This is a genomic window from Nonomuraea sp. NPDC004580 (assembly GCF_040609855.1).
Classification (GTDB): Bacteria; Actinomycetota; Actinomycetes; order Streptosporangiales; family Streptosporangiaceae; genus Nonomuraea; species Nonomuraea salmonea.
In genome coordinates this window covers 94,322-112,900 of the sequence record NZ_JBEXLH010000006.1, presented here as the reverse complement: position 1 = coordinate 112,900, position 18,579 = coordinate 94,322, and the positions used below count along the sequence as shown (strand labels likewise).

At 71.8% G+C, this 18,579-nt stretch carries 17 protein-coding genes; 10 read left to right on the top strand and 7 right to left on the bottom strand.

Going from position 1 to position 18,579, the window contains the following annotated elements:
- The first annotated feature begins 8 nt into the window (after positions 1 to 8).
- From ABZW11_RS09930 to ABZW11_RS09915, 4 genes are read left to right on the top strand one after another with little or no spacing between them, the layout of a single operon-like run.
- Positions 9 to 1,031: a sugar ABC transporter substrate-binding protein gene (locus tag ABZW11_RS09930; protein ID WP_355414633.1), complete on the top strand. Its 1,023-nt coding sequence runs from the start codon at positions 9 to 11 to the stop codon at positions 1,029 to 1,031.
- Positions 1,031 to 2,509: a sugar ABC transporter ATP-binding protein gene (locus tag ABZW11_RS09925; RefSeq protein ID WP_355414631.1), complete on the top strand. Its 1,479-nt coding sequence runs from the start codon at positions 1,031 to 1,033 to the stop codon at positions 2,507 to 2,509. Before ABZW11_RS09930 ends, ABZW11_RS09925 begins: the two co-directional genes overlap by 1 nt.
- Positions 2,506 to 3,495 (top strand): ABC transporter permease, encoded by a 990-nt coding sequence (locus ABZW11_RS09920; protein ID WP_355414629.1) that lies wholly within the window; start codon positions 2,506 to 2,508, stop codon positions 3,493 to 3,495. Before ABZW11_RS09925 ends, ABZW11_RS09920 begins: the two co-directional genes overlap by 4 nt.
- Complete coding sequence (locus ABZW11_RS09915) at positions 3,495 to 4,433, top strand: aldo/keto reductase (RefSeq protein ID WP_355414627.1); 939 nt, start codon at positions 3,495 to 3,497, stop codon at positions 4,431 to 4,433. The genes ABZW11_RS09920 and ABZW11_RS09915 overlap by 1 nt, the downstream gene beginning before the upstream one ends.
- Here the strand turns inward: ABZW11_RS09915 and ABZW11_RS09910 are convergent.
- From ABZW11_RS09910 to ABZW11_RS09885, 6 genes are all read right to left on the bottom strand, one after another.
- Positions 4,430 to 5,377: a DNA polymerase ligase N-terminal domain-containing protein gene (locus ABZW11_RS09910; protein WP_355414625.1), complete on the bottom strand. Its 948-nt coding sequence runs from the start codon at positions 5,375 to 5,377 to the stop codon at positions 4,430 to 4,432. The genes ABZW11_RS09915 and ABZW11_RS09910 overlap by 4 nt on opposite strands.
- 55 nt (positions 5,378 to 5,432) lie before the next feature.
- Complete coding sequence (locus ABZW11_RS09905) at positions 5,433 to 6,113, bottom strand: FadR/GntR family transcriptional regulator (RefSeq protein ID WP_355414623.1); 681 nt, start codon at positions 6,111 to 6,113, stop codon at positions 5,433 to 5,435.
- A 25-nt stretch (positions 6,114 to 6,138) separates the two neighbouring features.
- Entirely contained in the window at positions 6,139 to 7,173 is a 1,035-nt protein-coding gene (locus ABZW11_RS09900) for an MBL fold metallo-hydrolase (protein WP_355414621.1), read from the bottom strand.
- Positions 7,174 to 7,234: 61 nt separating this feature from the next.
- Positions 7,235 to 8,350 carry a steroid 3-ketoacyl-CoA thiolase gene (locus ABZW11_RS09895; protein WP_355414619.1) on the bottom strand — a complete coding sequence of 372 codons (1,116 nt, stop codon included), beginning with the start codon at positions 8,348 to 8,350 and terminating at the stop codon, positions 7,235 to 7,237.
- Positions 8,351 to 8,392: 42 nt separating this feature from the next.
- Entirely contained in the window at positions 8,393 to 9,382 is a 990-nt protein-coding gene (locus ABZW11_RS09890; protein WP_355414617.1) for a sigma-70 family RNA polymerase sigma factor, read from the bottom strand.
- A gap of 110 nt (positions 9,383 to 9,492) precedes the next feature.
- The gene (locus ABZW11_RS09885) at positions 9,493 to 10,089 is read right to left on the bottom strand and encodes a TetR family transcriptional regulator (RefSeq protein ID WP_355414809.1); all 597 of its coding nucleotides are present in this window, start codon (positions 10,087 to 10,089) and stop codon (positions 9,493 to 9,495) included.
- A 241-nt stretch (positions 10,090 to 10,330) separates the two neighbouring features.
- On the opposite strand from ABZW11_RS09885, the gene ABZW11_RS09880 reads away from it, so the two are divergent.
- The 6 genes from ABZW11_RS09880 to ABZW11_RS09855 are packed head-to-tail and all read left to right on the top strand — an operon-like array spanning position 10,331 to position 16,541.
- Complete coding sequence (locus tag ABZW11_RS09880) at positions 10,331 to 11,953, top strand: AMP-binding protein (RefSeq protein ID WP_355414615.1); 1,623 nt, start codon at positions 10,331 to 10,333, stop codon at positions 11,951 to 11,953.
- A complete protein-coding gene (locus ABZW11_RS09875; RefSeq protein ID WP_355414613.1) occupies positions 11,953 to 12,942 on the top strand; it encodes an acyl-CoA dehydrogenase family protein in 990 nt (329 codons plus the stop codon). The genes ABZW11_RS09880 and ABZW11_RS09875 overlap by 1 nt, the downstream gene beginning before the upstream one ends.
- On the top strand, positions 12,942 to 14,096 hold the full coding sequence (locus tag ABZW11_RS09870; RefSeq protein WP_355414611.1) for an acyl-CoA dehydrogenase family protein: 1,155 nt from the start codon (positions 12,942 to 12,944) through the stop codon (positions 14,094 to 14,096). The genes ABZW11_RS09875 and ABZW11_RS09870 overlap by 1 nt, the downstream gene beginning before the upstream one ends.
- A complete protein-coding gene (locus ABZW11_RS09865) occupies positions 14,093 to 15,004 on the top strand; it encodes an OB-fold domain-containing protein (RefSeq protein WP_355414609.1) in 912 nt (303 codons plus the stop codon). Before ABZW11_RS09870 ends, ABZW11_RS09865 begins: the two co-directional genes overlap by 4 nt.
- Complete coding sequence (locus tag ABZW11_RS09860; protein ID WP_355414607.1) at positions 15,001 to 15,387, top strand: MaoC/PaaZ C-terminal domain-containing protein; 387 nt, start codon at positions 15,001 to 15,003, stop codon at positions 15,385 to 15,387. The genes ABZW11_RS09865 and ABZW11_RS09860 overlap by 4 nt, the downstream gene beginning before the upstream one ends.
- Positions 15,384 to 16,541: a lipid-transfer protein gene (locus ABZW11_RS09855; RefSeq protein WP_355414605.1), complete on the top strand. Its 1,158-nt coding sequence runs from the start codon at positions 15,384 to 15,386 to the stop codon at positions 16,539 to 16,541. Before ABZW11_RS09860 ends, ABZW11_RS09855 begins: the two co-directional genes overlap by 4 nt.
- Positions 16,542 to 16,566: 25 nt before the next feature.
- Here the strand turns inward: ABZW11_RS09855 and ABZW11_RS09850 are convergent, their stop codons facing one another.
- Positions 16,567 to 18,312, bottom strand: coding sequence for a hypothetical protein (locus ABZW11_RS09850; RefSeq protein ID WP_355414603.1), 1,746 nt, complete (start codon positions 18,310 to 18,312; stop codon positions 16,567 to 16,569).
- Between the last annotated feature and the right edge of the window lie 267 nt (positions 18,313 to 18,579).

Below are 18,579 nucleotides of genomic sequence, written 5' to 3'. Positions count from 1 at the left end.
TACCCCCCATGAGATTCGGACGGGCGGTCGCGGCAGCGGCCATGCTGGCGGTCGTGACCGCGTGCGGTTCAGGCGGCACGACGGCGGAAGGAGGCGGCGGCGGGAAGGTCGGCATCGACCATCCCCGCGCCGACTCCGACTTCTGGAACTCCTACATCAAGTACGTCCCGCAGATGGCCGGCGAGCTCAAGGTGGACCTCATGCCCGCCACGAACTCGCAGAACGACGTGGCCAAGCTGGTCAACAACGTGCAGGCGCTGGTCGGCCAGGGCGCCAAGGTCATCGTCATGGCCCCGCAGGACACCGGCGCCGTCGCCACCACGCTGCAGCAGCTGGAGAACAAGAAGATCCCGGTCGTCACCGTGGACACCCGTCCCGACAAGGGCAACGTCTACATGGTCGTCCGCGCCGACAACCGCGCGTACGGCACCAAGGCGTGCGAGTTCCTCGGCGAGAAGCTCGGCGGCAAGGGCAAGGTGGTGCAGCTGCAGGGCTCGCTCGGCTCGATCAACGGCCGCGACAGGTCGGAGGCGTTCCTCGACTGCATGAAGAGCAAGTTCCCCGGCATCACGGTGTTCAGCGAGCCGACCGAGTGGGAGGGCACGAAGGCGGCGTCGATGCTGCAGACCCGCCTGGAGCAGAACCCCGACATCAAGGGCATCTATATGCACGCGGGCGGCGTGCACCTGGCGCCGACGCTGCAGGTGCTCAAGCAGAAGGGCCTGCTGCTCCCCACCGACGACCCCAAGCACATCTTCGTGATCTCCAACGACGGGATCCCGCAGGAGTTCGAGGCGATCCGTAAGGGCGACATCGACGCGACGGTCTCGCAGCCGGCCGACCTCTACGCCAAGTACGCCCTCTTCTACGCCAAGGCCGCGGCCGAGGGCAAGACGTTCAAGCCCGGCCCGACCGATCACGGCAGCACGATCATCGAGCTGCCGAACGGCCTGGAGGACCAGCTCCCCGCGCCGCTCGTGACGAAGGAGAACGTGGACGACCAGGCCCTCTGGGGCAACCAGGTCAAGTGATGAGCACCCACGTCGAAGCCAGGAACGTGGTCAAGCGCTTCGGCCCGACGACCGCGCTCGACGGCGCCGGCATCACGATCGCCGAGGGCGAGACGCACGCGCTGGTCGGCAGGAACGGCGCCGGCAAGTCCACGCTGGTGTCGATCCTGACCGGGCTGCAGCGGCCGGACGAGGGCGAGGTGCGCTTCTCAGGCGAGCCCGCGCCCGCGCTCGGCGACCGGGACGCCTGGCGGCGGCGGGTGGCGTGCGTCTACCAGAAGTCCACGATCATCCCGGCGCTGACGGTGGCCGAGAACCTGTTCCTCAACCGCCAGTCGGAAGGGCGCACGATCAACTGGCGGGCGCTGCGGGCCAGGGCCAGGGAGTTGCTGGACACGTACGAGGTGGACGTCGACGCGCAGACGCTGGCCGGCGACCTCAGCGTCGAGCAGCGCCAGCTCGTGGAGATCGCCCGCGCGCTGTCGTTCGGCGCCCGGTTCATCATCCTGGACGAGCCGACCGCGCGGCTCGACGGCCCGGCGATCGAGCGCCTGTTCGCGCGCATGCGCTCGCTGCGCGAGCAGGGCGTCACCATGATGTACATCTCCCACCACCTCGACGAGGTCTACGAGATCTGCCAGAGCGTCACGGTGTTCCGCGACGCCCGGCACGTCCTGACCAGGCCGGTCGCGGGGCTGCCGCACGATGAGCTGGTGGCCGCGATGACCGGCGAGGCGACGGCGGCGTACGAGGCCCGCGAGCACACGCCGGCCGAGCGGGTCGTGCTGGAGGGCGCCGGGCTGTCGCTGGCCGGCCGCTACACCGGCGTCGATCTCGCGGTCAGGTCGGGCGAGGTCGTCGGCCTGGCCGGGTCGGCGAGCAGCGGCAAGGTCGGCCTGGCGGAGACGCTGGTCGGGCTGCGCAAAGCGGACGCCGGCACGGTCACCGTCAACGGCACCCAGGTCAGACCGGGCGACGTGCCCGCCGCGATGCGGGCCGGGCTCGGGTTCGTCCCGGAGGACCGCCACCACGAGGGCTTCGTGCCGCTGCTGTCGGTGGGCGAGAACGCCACGTTCCCGATCGCCCGCAAGCTCGGCCGCTTCGGCACGGTCTCGCCCGCGCGGCGCCGCGCCGAGGCCGAGCGGCTGATCGCCTCCCTCGACATCAAGACCGAGGGGCCCGACCAGCCGGTAGGCGACCTGTCAGGAGGCAACGCGCAGAAGGTGGTGTTCGCGCGGGCGCTGGTGGACGACCCGGCCGTGCTGGTGGTGATCAACCCGACCGCCGGCGTCGACGTCAAGGCCAAGCAGGCCCTGCTCGGCGCCGTCGAGGACGCCGTCGAGCGCGGCGCGGGGGCCGTGGTGGTCTCCGACGAGCTCGACGACCTGCGGATCTGCGATCGGGTGCTGGTGATGTTCCACGGCAGGGTCGTCAAGGAGGTGCCGCGTGGCTGGAGTGACCACGAGCTCGTGGCCGTGATGGAAGGCATAGAAGAGTGACTGCTTTGACGGCTCCCGCGCCCCGGCTGCGGCTGGCCAAGTTCCGCGATCTGACGCTCGTCCCGGTGATCGTGCTCCTGCTCGTCGTCGGCGCGTTCCTCGACCCGACCTTCCTGACGGCGGGCAACCTGACGAACGTGCTCCAGCAGCAGGCCGCGATCTCGCTGCTGGTGCTGGCCGAGGCGATGATCCTGATCGCCGGCAAGTTCGACCTGTCGCTGGAGTCGACGGTCGGCACCGCGCCGGCGATCGCGGTGATGCTGGTCATCCCGGTGTCGGCGGGCGGCTTCGGCATCGGCCTGCCCGGCGTGCTGGTGATCCCGCTGGCGCTGCTCGTCGGAGCCGCGATCGGCGCGTTCAACGGCTTCTTGATCGTACGGTTCCAGCTGTCGGCGTTCATCGTCACGCTGGCCATGCTGATCATCGTGCACGGGCTGCTCCAGGGACCGACCGAGGGCAAGACGCTGTTCGAGCTCCCCGACTCGATCCTCTACCTGGGCAGCGCCATGTGGCTGGGCCTGCCCGCCGCCATCTGGATCGCCGGCCTGCTGTTCGCGGCCGGCATCTTCGGCCTCGGCTACCTGCGGCTCGGCCGCGCGCTCTACGCGATCGGCGGCAACCTCGACGCCGCCCGCGCGGCCGGCATCCGGGTCGACCGGGTGCTGTACGGCGTGTTCATCCTGGGCGGCACGCTCGCCGCGCTGGCCGGCGTGCTGGAGACGGGCCGCCTCGGCGCCATCGGCAACCAGCAGGGCGTCGGCTGGATCTTCATGGTGTTCGCCGCGGCCGTCATCGGCGGTGTCAGCATGGACGGGGGCAAGGGCACGATCCTCGGCGCGCTCACCGGCGTGCTGGTGATCGGCCTCGTGCAGAACATCCTCACCCTCATCGGGGTGTCAGGCTTCTGGCAGCCGGTCATCTACGGCTCGATCATCCTCATCGCACTCATGATCAGCAGGATCGCCGGCGGAAAGGCGCAAGATTGATGGACCGGATCGACCTGCCCCGCGTCGGCTTCGGCGGCGCGCCCATCGGCAACCTGTACGACGCGGTGGCCGAGGACCAGGCGCGGGCCACCGTCGAGGCCGCCTGGCAGAGCGGCATCCGCCTGTACGACACCGCGCCCCACTACGGGCTCGGCGTGTCGGAGCGGCGGATCGGCGCGGCGCTGGCCGGCCGGTCGGGTTACCTGCTGTCCACGAAGGTCGGCCGGCTGCTGCGGCCGGTCTCCGTCGCCTCCTCCGAGCAGGGCGGGCGCACGGAGCTGGGCTTCGACGAGCCCGACGACCTGGAGCGGGTGTGGGACTTCTCCGGCGACGGCGTACGCACGTCGCTGACCGAGTCCCTCACCCGTCTCGGGCTGTCCGGCGTGGACATCGCCTTCATCCACGATCCTGACGACCACGCCGACCAGGCGATCAAGGAGGCTTATCCGGCGCTGGCCGAGCTGCGCGCCGAGGGGCGGATCCGGGCGGTCGGCGTCGGCATGAACCAGTGGCAGGTGCCGCTGCGGTTCGTCCGCGAGACCGACATCGACGTGGTCATGCTGGCCGGCCGGTACACGCTGCTCGACCAGTCGGGCCTGCCGCTCCTGGAGGAGTGCGCGCGGCGGGGCGTCGCGGTGCTGGCCGCCGGCGTCTTCAACAGCGGCCTGCTCGCCACGCACGAGCCCGCGGGCACCTTCGACTACCTGCCCGCCCCCGAGCACCTGGTGGCGAAGGCGCGGCGCATCGCCGCGGTCTGCGAACGCCACGACGTCACTCTGCCCCAGGCCGCGCTGGCCTTCCCCCTCCGCCACCCGGCGGTGGCCACGATCGTGGTGGGCGCCCGCACCCCCCAGGAGGTCCAGGAGAACACCGCCCTCCTGGAGCGCCCGGTCCCCGAGTCCTTGTGGACGGACCTCGTCGCGGAAGGACTTCTCTAGGACGTCAGGAAGAGCCAGTGCTTCGACGGGCCCGGTTCGTACGGTGAGTCGAGGCGTTTGGCCACCACGCCTGGCAGGCCCTGGTCGCGGGCGGCCTGGCGGACCGGGGCCGGGTCGCCGGGCCACGACGGGGCGGTCTGCCAGTGGGCGCCGGTCAGGTCGAGCGCCTCCAGGGCTGCGCGCCGCACCGTGTAGGGCTCGCCGGTGAGCGTGTGGCCGTCGTCGTACAGGAGGTCGTAGAAGACGAGCAGCTCGGCGCCGCCGAGCGTGACCAGCTCGCCGTCCAGCACCGCCGTGCGGCTGCCGAACGACTCGGCCAGCCCGCGCAGCCAGGGGTGCGCACCGGCCGCCTCGGTACGCCCGCCGTCGATCGGCACGAGCAGCCGCCGCCCGCCCCAGGCGAACTCGAAGGCGTACGCCGAGACGTCCTTGGGCGGCCGGGAACGCGCGGTCGGCTCCATGGGGGCGAGGCCGGGGAACGGGTCGCGGACGGCCGAGCCCATTCTGTGGATCATCCAGTTCTTGCCCCGGGTACGGAACAGCACGAACCGGCCGGAGGCCCGCTCGCCGTTCAGCACGACCTTGACCTCGCGATCCGACCACTTCTCGGTCTCGTACGTGCCGGTGTCCCAGACGGTCATGGAGCCGCCGCCGTACTCACCCTTGGGGATCTCGCCGTGGAAGGTGAGGTACTCCATCGGGTGGTCCTCGGTGTGCACGGCGAGATGGTTGATGTCAGGGTCGGCGGGCAGCCCCTTGGGCACCGCCCACGAGACGAGCACGCCGTCGCGTTCGAGCCGCAGGTCCCAGTGCAGGGAGCGGGCGTGGTGCTCCTGGATGACGAACGCGTTGCCGCCGGGGGTGCCGGAGGGGGCTTCGGGGATGGGCTCAGGCGTGCGGCCGGGGTCGCGTTTGCTCCGATACTGCGTCAGTTTGTCGGGCACAGAACCGGTACTACCCGCTGCCACGCAGGCTGATCGCGGCTAATCCTCCGATGTGTCAGTCCATGTCCAGAGCCCGCCGCAGCCACGCCTCGACCCCCGCGACGTGCACGGTCGCCCACGAGCGCGCCACGTCGGCCTGGCGGCCGGCGATGGCCTCGTAGATCGCGCTGTGCTGCTCGCGGGTCTTGTCCATCGCGCCCTCCTGGGTGAGGCCGCGCCAGATCCTGGCCCGGGTGGTCGGCCCCGACAGGCTCTCGATGAACGAGCACAGCACGCTGTTGCCCGAGCCCTGCGCGATGCGGTGGTGGAACTCGAGGTCGTTGGCCACCAGCTCCTCGACCGTCGGCCGCTCGGGCAGCTTGTCGAGGATCACCCGCAGCTCCGCGATGTCGGCGTCGGTCATCTGTTCGGCGGCCATCGCGGTGGCGGCCGGCTCGAGGATGCGCCGGACCTCGAAGAACTGCAGCACGGTGTCGTCACGGTGCAGGTCGAGCACGAACGACATGGTGTCGAGCAGCAGCCGGGGCTCAAGGCTGGTGACGTACGTGCCGTCGCCCTGGCGCACGTCGAGGACGTTGATGAGCGACAGCGCCCTGACGGCCTCGCGCAGCGAGTTGCGTGAGAGGCCGAGCCGTTCGGCCAGGTCGGCCTCCTTGGGCAGGCGGTCTCCTGGCGCCAGCTCGCCGGAAACGATCATCTGCTTGATCTTGTCGATGGCCGCGTCGGTGACCGCCACGCTCTTCTCCCTAGACATCGGATGTCTAGGAGTCTAGAGCCTGGAAGCGGACCGGATCGACCCCCGCGTGGCGACGAACCTGACCGCGCGCCTCCAGCGTACGCAGATGGGCCGCGGCCTCACCGGCCGCCATGCCCCTCAGGACCGGGGGCAGCTCGTCCCACGGCCGGTTCCACGTCATCATCGCGGCGACCTCCCAGATGGTCAGCGGCTGCGCCTGCCTGGCCAGGAGGGCGCGCAGCCGTTCGAGTTTCTCCTCGTGATGGTGGCGGATCTCGGCGGCGCGTGCCGCAACATCCGGAAATATCCACTCATGGGCGGGGAGAGCGTCGAGCGGGCCACTGACCGCCGAGAGGTCGCCGATCCGGTCCAGCGAGTTCAGGAAGTCGCTGAGCGGATCGACGTCGTCGCGATCGTACGGATAGATCCCCACGTGCGGGGTGATGTCGGGCAGGACGTGGTCACCGGTGAACAGCCGGTCCGCGTCCTCCAGATGCAGGCAGATGTGGCCGGGCGTGTGGCCGGGCGTGTGGAACGCCCGCAGCTTGCGGCCCGGCAGGTCCACCAGGTCGCCGTCACGCAGCTCGCGGTCGGGCAGGGCGGGCGGCACGGGCCTGGTGCCCATGGCCTGCCTGGCCTCGCCGGGGTCGGCTCCCGCGCGGCGCAGCATGTCGCTCTGGAAGTCGTCGTGCTCGCCGGCCGCGTACTCGGTCATGAGCCTGACCAGCGCCGCGTCGTCCTCGTGCATGGCGATCCAGCCGCCGGACGCCTCGCGCACCTGCCCGGCGAGCCCGGCGTGGTCGGGATGGAAATGGGTGACGACCACCCCGCTCACCGTGCTCACGTCGATGCCGAGCGCGGCCAGGCCGCCGGTGAGCGCGTCCCACGCGTCGGGGTGGTTCCAGCCGGCGTCGATCAGCACCGGGCCCCTGGGCGACTCGACGGCGTAGACGAGCGTGTAGCCGAGCGGGTTGCCCGGGATCGGCACCGGCACGCTCCACACGCCGCCGCCGAGATCCTGCGGACGCTGCTCAGCGTACGGTCTGCGCCTGGTCTTCATGTGCCCCCGATTCGTGGTGGTTCGTGGGTAAGAGCGCCCGGTGCGGCGCCCGGATACCCGTTCAGCCGATCCGTTCCAGGATGGTGGCGGTGGCCAGCGCGCCGCCCGCGCACATCGAGACGAGCGCGGTGCTGGAGTCGGAGCGTTCGAGCTCGTGCAGCGCCGTGGTGATGAGCCGGGCGCCTGTCGCGCCCACGGGGTGGCCGAGCGCTATCGCGCCGCCGTTGACGTTGACCCGGTCGAAGTCGGGCTCGTGCGCGCTCGCCCACGACAGCACGACCGACGCGAACGCCTCGTTCACCTCGAACCTGTCAATGTCGCCGATCGTCATCCCGGCCGACGCGAGCGCCTTGGCCGTCGCCGCCACCGGCCCGTCGAGGTGATAATACGGCTCCGCCCCCACCAGCGCCTGCGCCAGGATGCGGGCCCTGGGCCGCAGGCCGTGCCGCCGCGCCGCCGTCTCGCTCATCACCAGCACGGCCGCCGCGCCGTCGGAGATCTGCGAGGACGTGCCGGCCGTGTGCAGCCCGCCCTCCACCACCGGCTTCAGCGCGGCCAGCCCCTCGACGGTGGTCTCGCGCAGGCCCTGGTCCCTGCGGACGTCGCCGACCGGCACGATCTCCCGCTCGAACCGCCCGACGGCCCACGCCTTGGCCGCCAGCCGCTGCGAGCGCGCCCCGAACCAGTCGAGCCGCTCACGCGTCAGCCCGCGCCTTCTGGCGATGCGCTCGGCCGCGGTGAACTGGTCGGGCAGGTCGATGGTCCAGTCGTCGGGGCGCGGCTTGGCGGGGCGTACGTTGCTGCCCAGCGGCGCCCGGCTCATGACCTCGACGCCGCAGCCGACGCCGGCCTCGATCACGCCCGCGCCGATCAGCGCCGCCGCGAGGTGCACCGCCTGCTGCGACGAGCCGCACTGGGCGTCGACGGTGGTGACACCCGTCTGGTACGGCAGCCCGGCATAGAGCCAGGCGTGCCGCCCGACGTGACCGCCCTGCTCGCCCGCCTGCGTCACGCAGCCGGCGAACACCTGCTCGACGATCGCCGGGTCGATGGCCGCGCGTTCGACGAGCCCGTTCAGCGCCGTGGCCAGAACCTGTTGCGGTTTCAGCTCCGCCAGCCAGCCGGCCCGTTTGCCGATCGGTGTGCGTACGGCCTCGACGATCACGGGTGTGCCCATAGCCGCCTCCAGAATGAAGCTCTGGCGCGACTGTAACCGGTTCTACTTCGTTGCGGAACCCTCCCACTTCGGCGGCAGGCCGAACGTTTCGAACAGCTGCTCCTCGAAGAACATGCCGACGTGGCTGACCCGGCCGCCCGACAAGGTGAGCACCATGATGGCGAACTGGCCGTAGACGCCGTCTTTGCGGTGATAGACCGCGAACGCCGGCTGGCCGTTCGCCGCGACCGGGACCAGCCGCAGATCACCCGCGCGCTCTGCCGGGCACTGCGTCCTGGTGAGCTCGACGATCGACTCGGGACCTTGGTACCAGCCGGTGAACGGCGGCATCTCCCACACCGCGTCCTCGGTGAACAGGTGGACCAGGCCGTCGACGTCGTAGTTCTCGAACGCGGCGACGTAGCGGTCGAGCAGGTCGCGCTGCTCGGACGTCAGCGGCTCCACCGGGTCGTCGACGCTCGGCGCCACCTCGTCGAGCTGGGCGCGGGCCCGCTGCAGCAGGCTGTTGACAGCCGCCGTCGAGACCCCGACCGCCTCGGCCACCTCGGCGGCCTTCCACTTGAGCACGTCGCGCAGGACCAGCACCGCGCGCTGGCGGGGCGGCAGGTGCTGCAGCGCGGCGATCAGCGCGAGCCTGATGCTCTCGCGCGAGGTCACGATCGCGGCCGGGTCGTCGGCGCCGGCACCCGTCAGGGCGTCGGGCGCGGGCTCCAGCCACGGCACCTCGTCGTCGCGGACGAGCGGCGCGGCGGCCTCTTGGCTGGGAGCGCCGAGCCCGGTCGGCAGGGGGCGCCTGGAACGGCTGTCGAGCGCCGTCAGGCACGTGGTGGTCGCGATGCGGTAGAGCCATGTGCGCAGGGACGAACGCCCCTCGAAGCCCTCGTACGCCTTCCACGCGCGCAGGTAGGTCTCCTGCACGAGATCTTCGGCGTCGTGCACCGAACCCATCATGCGATAGCAGTGCGCGAGCAACTCGCGCCGCATGGGATCAGCCTGGCGGAGGAAGTCCTCGCTCGTCGGCTTGTCGGTCATACCCCCTGTATAGCTCCCGCCACCGACAGAATCCCAGAAACACCCTCCGGAGAAGAAAGGAGGGACCGGACAGGACCAGGCCGGCCCGTCCCCGTGGCAGGGCGCGTTGGTCAGATGTCGGCGAGGAGGCGGGCGGCGGCGGTTTCGATGCGGCGTTGGATCTGGTCGTACGTGCGGCGCCCCCGCAGCATCTCCAGCAGCTCCTGGACCCAGACGCTGGCCAGGGAGCCGGCGAGGTCGATCTGTTCCTCGCTCGCCTCCTGCAGGGTCAGGCCGTCGGCTGAGACGCGCAGCAGCAGGCCGGTCATGCGGTCGCCGAAGGGGGTCTGGACCTCGGCCATGATGAGGGAGCGGATGAGCGCGTCGGCCAGCTCGGGCTCGCGCATGAGCCCCCTGGTGGCCCGCATGAGCACGTCGACCGCGCGGCTGGCGGGGGTCGCGGCACCCGGGGGGCGTCGCTCGATGCTGCTCTCCAGCAGGTCGATCTCCTCGCCGACGACGGCCACGACGAGGTCCATCTTGGACGGGAAGTAGCGATAGAGCGTGCCAAGCGCCACGCCCGCGCGCTCGGCCACCGTCCGCATCTGCATGGCCTCGACACCGCCGCGTGAGGCCAGCGCCGCCGCGGCCTGGACGATGCGCTTGCGGCGTTGGTGCTGGCTGCGGGTGCGGACGCTGTGCCCGCCCGGGGTGGAACCGTTTTCCATGGTGCCCTCTGAGTCGCCGGGGGGCGCCGCGGAAGTGGCGTGCGTGGAACGCATGAGAACACGTTATCTGATTTCTTCTTGGCGCGGCTTGTTACTCGCGGGTCACAAACCGGCCCTATAGGCCCATGTCTCCGGCGTTACACGGATATATCCGGCCTTATGTCGATAGGTGGCCGCTGGACAGACAATAGAATCTGTTCTAGTTTGCGAATCGGCTTACCTAGCGCTTGCTGGAGGCGCGATGACCGCGGACACGCTCGCCTCCCTGCTGACCGCACGCGCCCACGACGACCGCCCCGGGCTCGTGTTCGAGGACAGGGTGTGGACGTGGCGCGAGCACGTCATCGCCTGTCGGGAGGCCGCCGCCCGCCTGTCCGCGCACGGCCCCGGCACGCACGTCGGTGTGCTGAGTGAGAACGTTCCCGACCTGGTCTTCCTCATCGGCGGCGCGGCGCTGGCCGGCCACGTGGTGGTCGCGCTCAACCCCACCCGCCCGGCCCCGGAGCTGATCCGCGACGCCCGCGCCACCGACGTGACCTTGCTCCTGGCCGACACCCCCTTTAAGGACCTGACCACCGAGGTGTCCCGGGAACTGGGGGTGGAGTCCCGCCCGCTCGCCACGGGCACGCACACGGGCTCGCCTCCGCACGCTTCCCCCGCCGATCCCGAGCGTGCTGATCCGCAGGGTGGCGAGCTGGTGATGCTGATCTTCACCTCGGGGACCTCGGGGCGGCCGCGCGCCGTTCGGGTCACGCAGCGGAAGCTGGCTGTGCCCGGGGTCAGTCTGGCGGCCATGCTCGGCCCGGACGACGCCGTCTACTGCTCGATGCCGCTGTTCCACTCGGGGGCGCTCATGGCGGCCTACGCCCCGGCCGTCGCGTCCGGGGCCCGGCTGGTGTTGCGGCGGCGGTTCTCGGCGACGGGGCTGCTGCCCGACATCAGACGGTACGGCGCCACGTATCTGCACTACGTCGGCAAGGCGCTCTCCTATATGCTCGCCACCGAGGAGCGCCCCGACGATGCCGACAACCCGCTGCGGATCGCGTTCGGCAACGAGGGCAGCGCGGTGGCGGCCAGGCGGTTCGGGGAGCGGTTCGGGTGCCGGGTGATCGACGCGTTCGGATCGACGGAGACGGCCATCTCGCTCACCCCCGACCTCACGGGCCCGCCGGGCTGCCTGGGCCGGCTCCCTGACGGCGTACGGATCCTCGACCCGTTCACCGGCCGCCCCTGCCCGCCCGCCAGGATCGAGGACGGCCGCCTGCTCAACGCGGAGGAAGCGGTCGGCGAGCTGGTGAACACGGCAGGGCTGGGGCTGTTCGACGGCTACTACAACGACCCGGAGGCGGACGCGGAACGGGTCAGGGACGGCGCGTTCTGGTCCGGCGACCTGGCCTACGCCGACGCGGAAGGCCACGTCTTCTTCGCGGGAAGAGGCACGGAACGGCTGCGCGTGGACGGCGAGAACCTCGCGGTGGCGCCCATCGAGGCCGCGTTGCGCGAGTTCGCCGGGGTGGTGGAGGCGGCGGTCTACCCGGTGCCCGACGCGGCGGCCGGCGACCAGGTGATGGCGGCGCTCGTGCTGGAGGGCGGCTTCGACCCGGAGGTGTTCGCGGCCTTCCTGGCCGGCCGCGCCGACCTGGGCGTCAAGGCGCTGCCCCGCTACGTCCGCATCGCCCGCGAGCTGCCGCAGACGCCCTCGCACAAGGTCATCAAGCGGCACCTCGCCCGCGAGGCGTGGCGCACCGCCGACCCCGTCTGGTGGCGCACGCGGCACGGCTTCCGTCCGCTCACCGACGCGGACGTGAAGGGCATCGAGGACGACTTCGTACGGCACGGCAGGCGACACCTCTTGGAGACGTAGTGGATTTCAACCTGGACGAAACCCAGCGGGAGCTGAAGCAGCTGGCGGCAGATGTCCTGTCGAAAGAAGGGTCGGGGGAAGAGGACGAGGAGCGGCTGTGGCAGGCCGGGCTGCTCAGCGTGTGCGTGCCTGAGGCGGCGGGCGGCGCGGGGCTCGGCCCGGTGGAGATGGCGGTGGTGCTGCGCGAGGTCGGCGCTCGCGCGGCCCCGGTGCCCGCCCTGCCGGTGCTCGCGGGCCAACTGCTCTTGGCCCGGCACGCGGCCCCCGACCGGCAGCGGCCGCCCGGCGCCCGGCTCACCCTCGCCCTGCGCGAACCGGGCCTCCCCCTGGCCGGGCCGCCCCGCACCACCGCCCGCCAGGGGACCGGCGGTTGGGAGGTCAGCGGGCGCAAGACGGGAGTGCCGCAGCCGGACGGCGCCGGGGTGCTGGTGACGGCGGACGAGGGGCTGTTCCTGGTGGAGGGCCTGGCGGGCACGCCGGAGCACACCTCGACCGGCGAGCAAGCGGCCACGATCGTGCTGGACGCGACCCCGGCCGAGCGCGTGGCAGGGCCGGAGGGGGCGCGGGACGCCGTACAGGTGTTCATGGCCGCCGTCGCCGCCCAGGCGAGCGGGGTGCTGGCGGGGGCGTTGGAGCTGACGACCGGCTACATTAAGCAGCGCAAGCAGTTCGGGCGGGCGCTGGCCGAGTTCCAGGCCGTGACGATGCAGATCGCCGACGTCTACATCGCGGGGCGGGCGCTCGACGTGGCGATGTGGTCGGCGGCCTGGCGGCTGGCCGAGGGGCTGCCGGCCGAGCAGGACCTGGCGCTGGCGGCGTACCAGGTGGGGGAGGCGGTCACGGCGCTCTACACCTGCCAGCACCTGCACGGCGGGCTCGGCCTCGACGTCACCTACCCGCTGCACCGCTACTTCGCCCAGGCCAAGCACCTGTCCCACCTGCTCGGCGGCGCCGACGCCCAGCTCGACCTGATCGGAGCGCTCGTCTGATGCTCATCGACCTGACCCCCGAGCAGCGCGGGCTCCGCGACGAGCTGCGCGAGTACTTCGGTTCCTGCCTGACCGCCGAGGACCGGGCCGAGATCGCCGACGATCCGTTCGGCGAGGCGTACATGGAGCACTGCCGCCGGCTCGGCAGGGACGGCAAGCTCGGCCTCGGCTGGCCCAAGGAGTACGGCGGAGGCGGCTACGGCCCCCTGGAGCAGCAGATCTTCGCCAACGAGATCGCCCGCGCCGGAGTGCCGTACCCGATCATCACCGTGCAGACGGTGGGCCCCACGCTCATGCAGTACGGCACCCAGCGGCAGAAGGACTTCTTCCTGCCCCGCATCCTGGCCGGCGAGTGCCACTTCGCGATCGGCTACAGCGAGCCCGAGGCGGGCACCGACCTGGCCGCGCTGCGGACGACGGCGGTGCTGGACGGCGACCACTACGTCGTCAACGGCCAGAAGATCTTCACCAGCGGCGCGCACTACGCCCAGTACATCTGGCTCGCCGCCCGCACGAACCCGACGGCCAAGCGGCACAAGGGCATCACGATGATGATCGCCGCCACCGACGACCCCGGCTTCTCGTGGACGCCGATCGTCACCATGGACGGCCGCCACCACACCAACGCCACCTACTACTCCGACGTGCGCGTGCCGGTGGACATGGTGGTGGGCGAGGTGGACCGCGGCTGGGACCTCATCGTCAACCAGCTCAACCACGAGCGGGTCACGCTCGGCCCCGCGGGCAACATCGGGCAGACGTACGACAGGTTCCGCGCCTGGGCGCGGCGCACGGGGCTGGACGCCGAGCCCGGCGTGCGGCGGGCGCTGGCCGCGGTGTGGGCCGCGTTCCGGACGAACGAGCTGCTCAACTGGCAGGTCGCGGCCAACATGGACCTCGGCTGGCTGGGCGCGCCGGACGCGTCCGCGACCAAGATCTACGCCTCCGAGCGCATGCAGGAGGTCGGCAGGATCGTGGGGGACGTGCTGGCGAGGTACGGCGACCCGGCCGACCCCGAGACCGCCGAGCTGATCGAGCGCACCGACCACGCGAGCAAGGGGGCGGTGGTGCTGACGTTCGGCGGCGGGGTGAACGAGGTGCAGCGGGAGCTGATCGCCATGCTCGGCCTGAGCCTGCCGAGGCCGCCCCGATGAGCGCGGTGCCCGTCCTCAGTGACGAGGAGCTGCACGAGCTGGCCGCGAAGCAGGCGGCGCTCGGCGAGGTACGCGGCACGCCGGCCGACGACCCCGTCAACGTCCCCATGATCCGGCACTGGCTGACCGCCATGGGCGACACGAACCCCGTCTATCTCGACCGCGGCCTGGCCCCGCCCGCCATGGCGCAGGTGTGGACCATGCGCGGGCCGGGTGGCAGGGACCGCTCGCCGGTCGACGACCTGCTGGCCGCGCTCGACCGCGCCGGCTACACGGGCGTGGTGGCGACGAACTGCGAGCAGACCTACCACCGCTACGCACGGGTGGGCGAGCGGCTCACCCCCGCCACCCGGTTGTCGGGGCTCGCCGGGCCGAAGCGCACGGCGCTGGGCACCGGCTACTTCACCACCTGGAACGTCACCTGGTACACCGACGAGGACGAGCCGGTCGCCACGATGATGTTCCGCGTACTCAAGTTCCGCCCCCCGGACAGGGAACAGGCCGAGGAGCGGAAGCCGTACCCGCTGCGGCCGGCCGTGAACGACGACACCGCGTTCTTCTGGGAGGGCGCGAAGCAGGGCGAGCTGCGCATCCAGGCGTGCGCCGACTGCGGCGAGCGGCGCCACCCGCCAGGCCCGCTGTGCCCGCGCTGCCGCTCCGCCAACCGGGGCCACACGGTGGCGAGCGGCGAGGGCGTGCTGTTCAGCTACGTCGTGCACCACCATCCGCCGGTGCCGGGACGGGAGACGCCGTTCGTGGTGGGGGTGGTGGAGCTGCCGGAGGGCGTACGGGTCGTGGGCGACGTCGTGGGCTGCCCGCCCGAGGATGTGGAGGTCGGGATGCGGTTACGGGTGCGGTTCGACGCGATGGACGCCGAGCTGGTGCTGCCGAGATGGGAGCCCGCATGATCGGGTCGACGCTGCCCGAGCTGACGATCGAGCTCACGCCGACCGTGGTGATCTCGACGGCGCTGGCCACGATGGACCTCACGCCCGTCCACCATGACACGGCGCTGGCCCGCGCCCAGGGCTCGAAGGACATCTTCCTCAACATCCTGACCACGATGGGCCTGGTGGAGCGGTACGTCACCGACTGGGCGGGCCCCGGCGCGGTGATCAAGGCCATCGACGTACGGCTCGGCGTGCCGGCGTACGCGGGGGACCGGCTGACCTTCAGCGGCACGGTCGTCGAGGGCGCGGACGGCGCGACGGCCGTGCGGGTGCGCGGCCGGGTGAGCCTCGGCGACCACGCCACCGCGACCGTCACGTTCATCCAGGGGGAGAGCCAGTGAACACCGCCATCGCGGGCATCGGCGCCACCGAGTTCAGCAAGCGGTCGGGACGTTCTGAGCTGCGCCTGGCCGCCGAGGCCGTGCTGGCGGCGCTGGACGACGCGGGCCTGTCACCTTCCGACGTGGACGGCCTGGTCACCTTCACCCAGGACGGCAACCAGGAGATCGCCGTGGCCAGGGAGACCGGCATCGGCGAGCTGACCTTCTTCTCCCGCGTCGAGTACGGCGGCGGCGCGGCCTGCGGCACGGTCGCGCACGCGGCCATGGCGGTGGCGACCGGCATGGCGAGCACGGTGGTCTGCTACCGGGCCTTCAACGAGCGTTCAGGACGCAGGTTCGGGCAGCCCAACTCGGGGCTGAGCGGGCAGCCCACCTCGCAGGGGCTGGAGATGAGCTGGCACGTGCCGTACGGGCTGATGACGCCCGCCGCCTGGGTCGCCATGTTCGCCCGCCGCTACCAGCACGTGTACGGCGCCACCTCCGAGGACTTCGGCCGGGTGGCGGTGGCCATGCGGCGGCACGCCGCCACGAACCCGGCCGCCTGGTTCCACGGCCGGCCGATCACGCTGGAGGAGCACCAGGCGTCCCGGTGGATCGTGGAGCCGCTGCACCTGCTCGACTGCTGCCAGGAGAGCGACGGCGCGGTGGCCCTGGTCGTCACCTCGGCCGAGCGGGCTCGCGACCTGCGCAGGTCACCGGTCCTGATCGCGGCCGCCGCGCAGGGGGCGGGGGCCGAGCAGATGATGATGACCAGCTACTACCGCGATGACATGACCGGACTGCCCGAGATGTCCGTCGTCGGGCGCCAGTTGTGGGCGAAGTCGGGGCTGTCGCCGGCCGACGTCCAGACGGCCATCCTGTACGACCACTTCACCCCGTTCGTGCTGACCCAGCTGGAGGAGCTGGGCTTCTGCGGGCGCGGCGAGGCGGCGGGCTTCGTGCGGGACGAGGGCATCGAGCTGGACGGGCGGCTGCCGGTCAACCCGCATGGAGGGCAGCTCGGGGAGGCGTACATCCACGGGATGAACGGCATCGCCGAGGCCGTCCGCCAGATCAGGGGGACGGCCGCCAACCAGGTGCAGGACGTCGCCAACGTCCTCGTCACCGCCGGGACAGGAGTGCCGACGAGCGGGCTGATCCTGTCCGGCGGCTGACCGCCCCGGGGCCGTCACGGGGCGGTCAGGGGTTGACGAAGACCGGCATGGAGAAGAAGACGATCATCGCGATCGCCACGCACAGCAGGAAGCCGACCACTTCCCACACCCAGTCGTAGTGGCGGTTCTTGCGGCGGCGCTGCTTCGGCGGGCGCCGGGTGACCTCGGGCCGGCGCTTGGTGACGGGACGGGCGCGTACGGGACGCGGCGCGATCAGCGACGCCTCCTGCCACCCCTCCTGCCACCCCGCCTCCAGCCCGACCTCCCGCCCGGCCCGCTGCCCGGCCTCCCATCCGGTCTCCCGCGTGGTCCTGGTCTTCTGGCCGCTGCTCCACGGGGTTGCGCGGACGGCGGCCGCTTCCGGCTCCGGGGTGGCGGGGCGCTCGGGCAGGCGGTAGACGGGCTCGCTCGAAGGTCTGCCCTTGGCCGGCCTGCCCGGCCCGCCCGGGGCCTTGCCGCCGGTCGCGCGGTGGCCAGGCTTGCCCGTCCCGCCGGACTTCTGGGACCGGTCGGACGGGCGGGAGCGCGGCTTGAACAGCGGCGCGGCCGGCTCGCGGACCGGCTCGTCCGTCAGAGCCGCTGCTGAAGGCATCTCGGGCAGGCGGCGGAACTCCTCCGGCGTGGGCTGCGGCTCCAGCGACGGCTGGCGCCGGTCGCCCCGCGGCGGCGGGACCGGCCGGGCAGGACCCTGGTGGACGAGGACGTCACCCGTCATGTACGGATCGGGCGCGTCCTTCGGCAGGATCACGTCACCCGTCGCGAACGGGTCGGCCGCGTTGGGCGCGGGCTCGGCCAGGTAGAACGGCCGCTCGACCGGCTGCCCGCCCGACGTACCGGACCAGGCGAGGATGTCACCGGCGTCGCGCGGATCACGCGCGGACCCGCCGAGCGGACCTCGGCCGGCCCGCGGGTCCTTGAACGCGCGGGTCGAGCCGAGCGGGTCGCGCAGCGGCACGCCCGGATCGAGCACGTCGCCCGGCGGCCGGAGCGGATCGCGCAGCTTCGGCAGCGGCGCCGTGGTGGCGTCGTGCTCGGGCCGGTGCGACGACGCGGGCGGCGTCAGCAGCTCGGCCGGGAAGATCACCGTGCTGGTGGCCGGGTCGGCGTCGGCCAGGGGCTGTGGCCAGACGGGCGGGCTCGGCCAGCGTGGCTTGGTGAACAGCGGGCCGGGCGCGGCGGGGCGCGAGCCGGCGAAGTGGATGCGCAGCGCACCTGGCGGCTGCGGCCACGGCAGGCGGCCCAGCACGTCGGGCAGCGGGGCGACCCGCAGGGCGCCGTACACGTCGGCGATCGGCTTGGGCAGCCGGACGCCGGTGCAGGCGAGCGCGGTGCCCAGCGCCTGCCTGAGCTGGTGTCCCGCCCCGACCGCCAGCTCCTCCGCGGTGTCGGGCGCGACGTCGAGCACCCAGGCCAGCTCGGCCTTGCTGAGCCCGCACACCGCGCACAGCACGAGCACCTCGCGCTGGTGCGGGCGCAGCTCGCGCAGGGAGCGCTCGACGAGCGCGGTGGCCGGGTCGATGAGCGGGTCGACGGTGGGGGGAGAGTAGACGATGTCCCTGCGGTGGATCTCGCGGCGCGCGAACGCGTAGAGCGCGGCACGCGGCGGAGCGGTGGCCGGGACGCCGTTGAGCACGGACGCCAGGACGTCGGACGCCGCGCCGAGATCCCCGAGCTGGTCGGCGCAGTACGCGAACAGCCCGGCGGCGTGGCGGTCGTAGAGCTCTGCGATCAGTTCGGCGCGCTGGCGCTGATCGGTGAGCGGCTGAGACACGTGGCCGGTCCCTTGCTGGATGCGGACGCTGGGGGGTGAGAGGTGCGTCAGGAGGTTGTGAGCTGATGCGTCAGGATTCGTGAGGGTAATCATGCCAACTGGCGTGGTCCGGCGCACTACCAGATGCGGAATTGCCAGGAATATCCGGTCTTTACGCAGGTTTTCAGCGATGCGGCAAGTGAAGCGTTTCAGGAAAACCCGGGACGACATGCTGGTGAGAGTCCCCGTAGTCTGTGGGTTCAGCAGATCATGCGGCGGTCGTGGCAC

Coding starts and splice junctions, on each gene's coding strand:
- ABZW11_RS09895 (WP_355414619.1), bottom strand. CDS start 8,350: ATGGGCACACCCGTGATCGTCGAGGCCGTACGCACACCGATCGGCAAA.
- ABZW11_RS09925 (WP_355414631.1), top strand. CDS start 1,031: ATGAGCACCCACGTCGAAGCCAGGAACGTGGTCAAGCGCTTCGGCCCG.
- ABZW11_RS09930 (WP_355414633.1), top strand. CDS start 9: ATGAGATTCGGACGGGCGGTCGCGGCAGCGGCCATGCTGGCGGTCGTG.
- ABZW11_RS09915 (WP_355414627.1), top strand. CDS start 3,495: ATGGACCGGATCGACCTGCCCCGCGTCGGCTTCGGCGGCGCGCCCATC.
- ABZW11_RS09860 (WP_355414607.1), top strand. CDS start 15,001: ATGATCGGGTCGACGCTGCCCGAGCTGACGATCGAGCTCACGCCGACC.
- ABZW11_RS09890 (WP_355414617.1), bottom strand. CDS start 9,382: ATGACCGACAAGCCGACGAGCGAGGACTTCCTCCGCCAGGCTGATCCC.
- ABZW11_RS09880 (WP_355414615.1), top strand. CDS start 10,331: ATGACCGCGGACACGCTCGCCTCCCTGCTGACCGCACGCGCCCACGAC.
- ABZW11_RS09885 (WP_355414809.1), bottom strand. CDS start 10,089: ATGGAAAACGGTTCCACCCCGGGCGGGCACAGCGTCCGCACCCGCAGC.
- ABZW11_RS09870 (WP_355414611.1), top strand. CDS start 12,942: ATGCTCATCGACCTGACCCCCGAGCAGCGCGGGCTCCGCGACGAGCTG.
- ABZW11_RS09865 (WP_355414609.1), top strand. CDS start 14,093: ATGAGCGCGGTGCCCGTCCTCAGTGACGAGGAGCTGCACGAGCTGGCC.
- ABZW11_RS09900 (WP_355414621.1), bottom strand. CDS start 7,173: ATGAAGACCAGGCGCAGACCGTACGCTGAGCAGCGTCCGCAGGATCTC.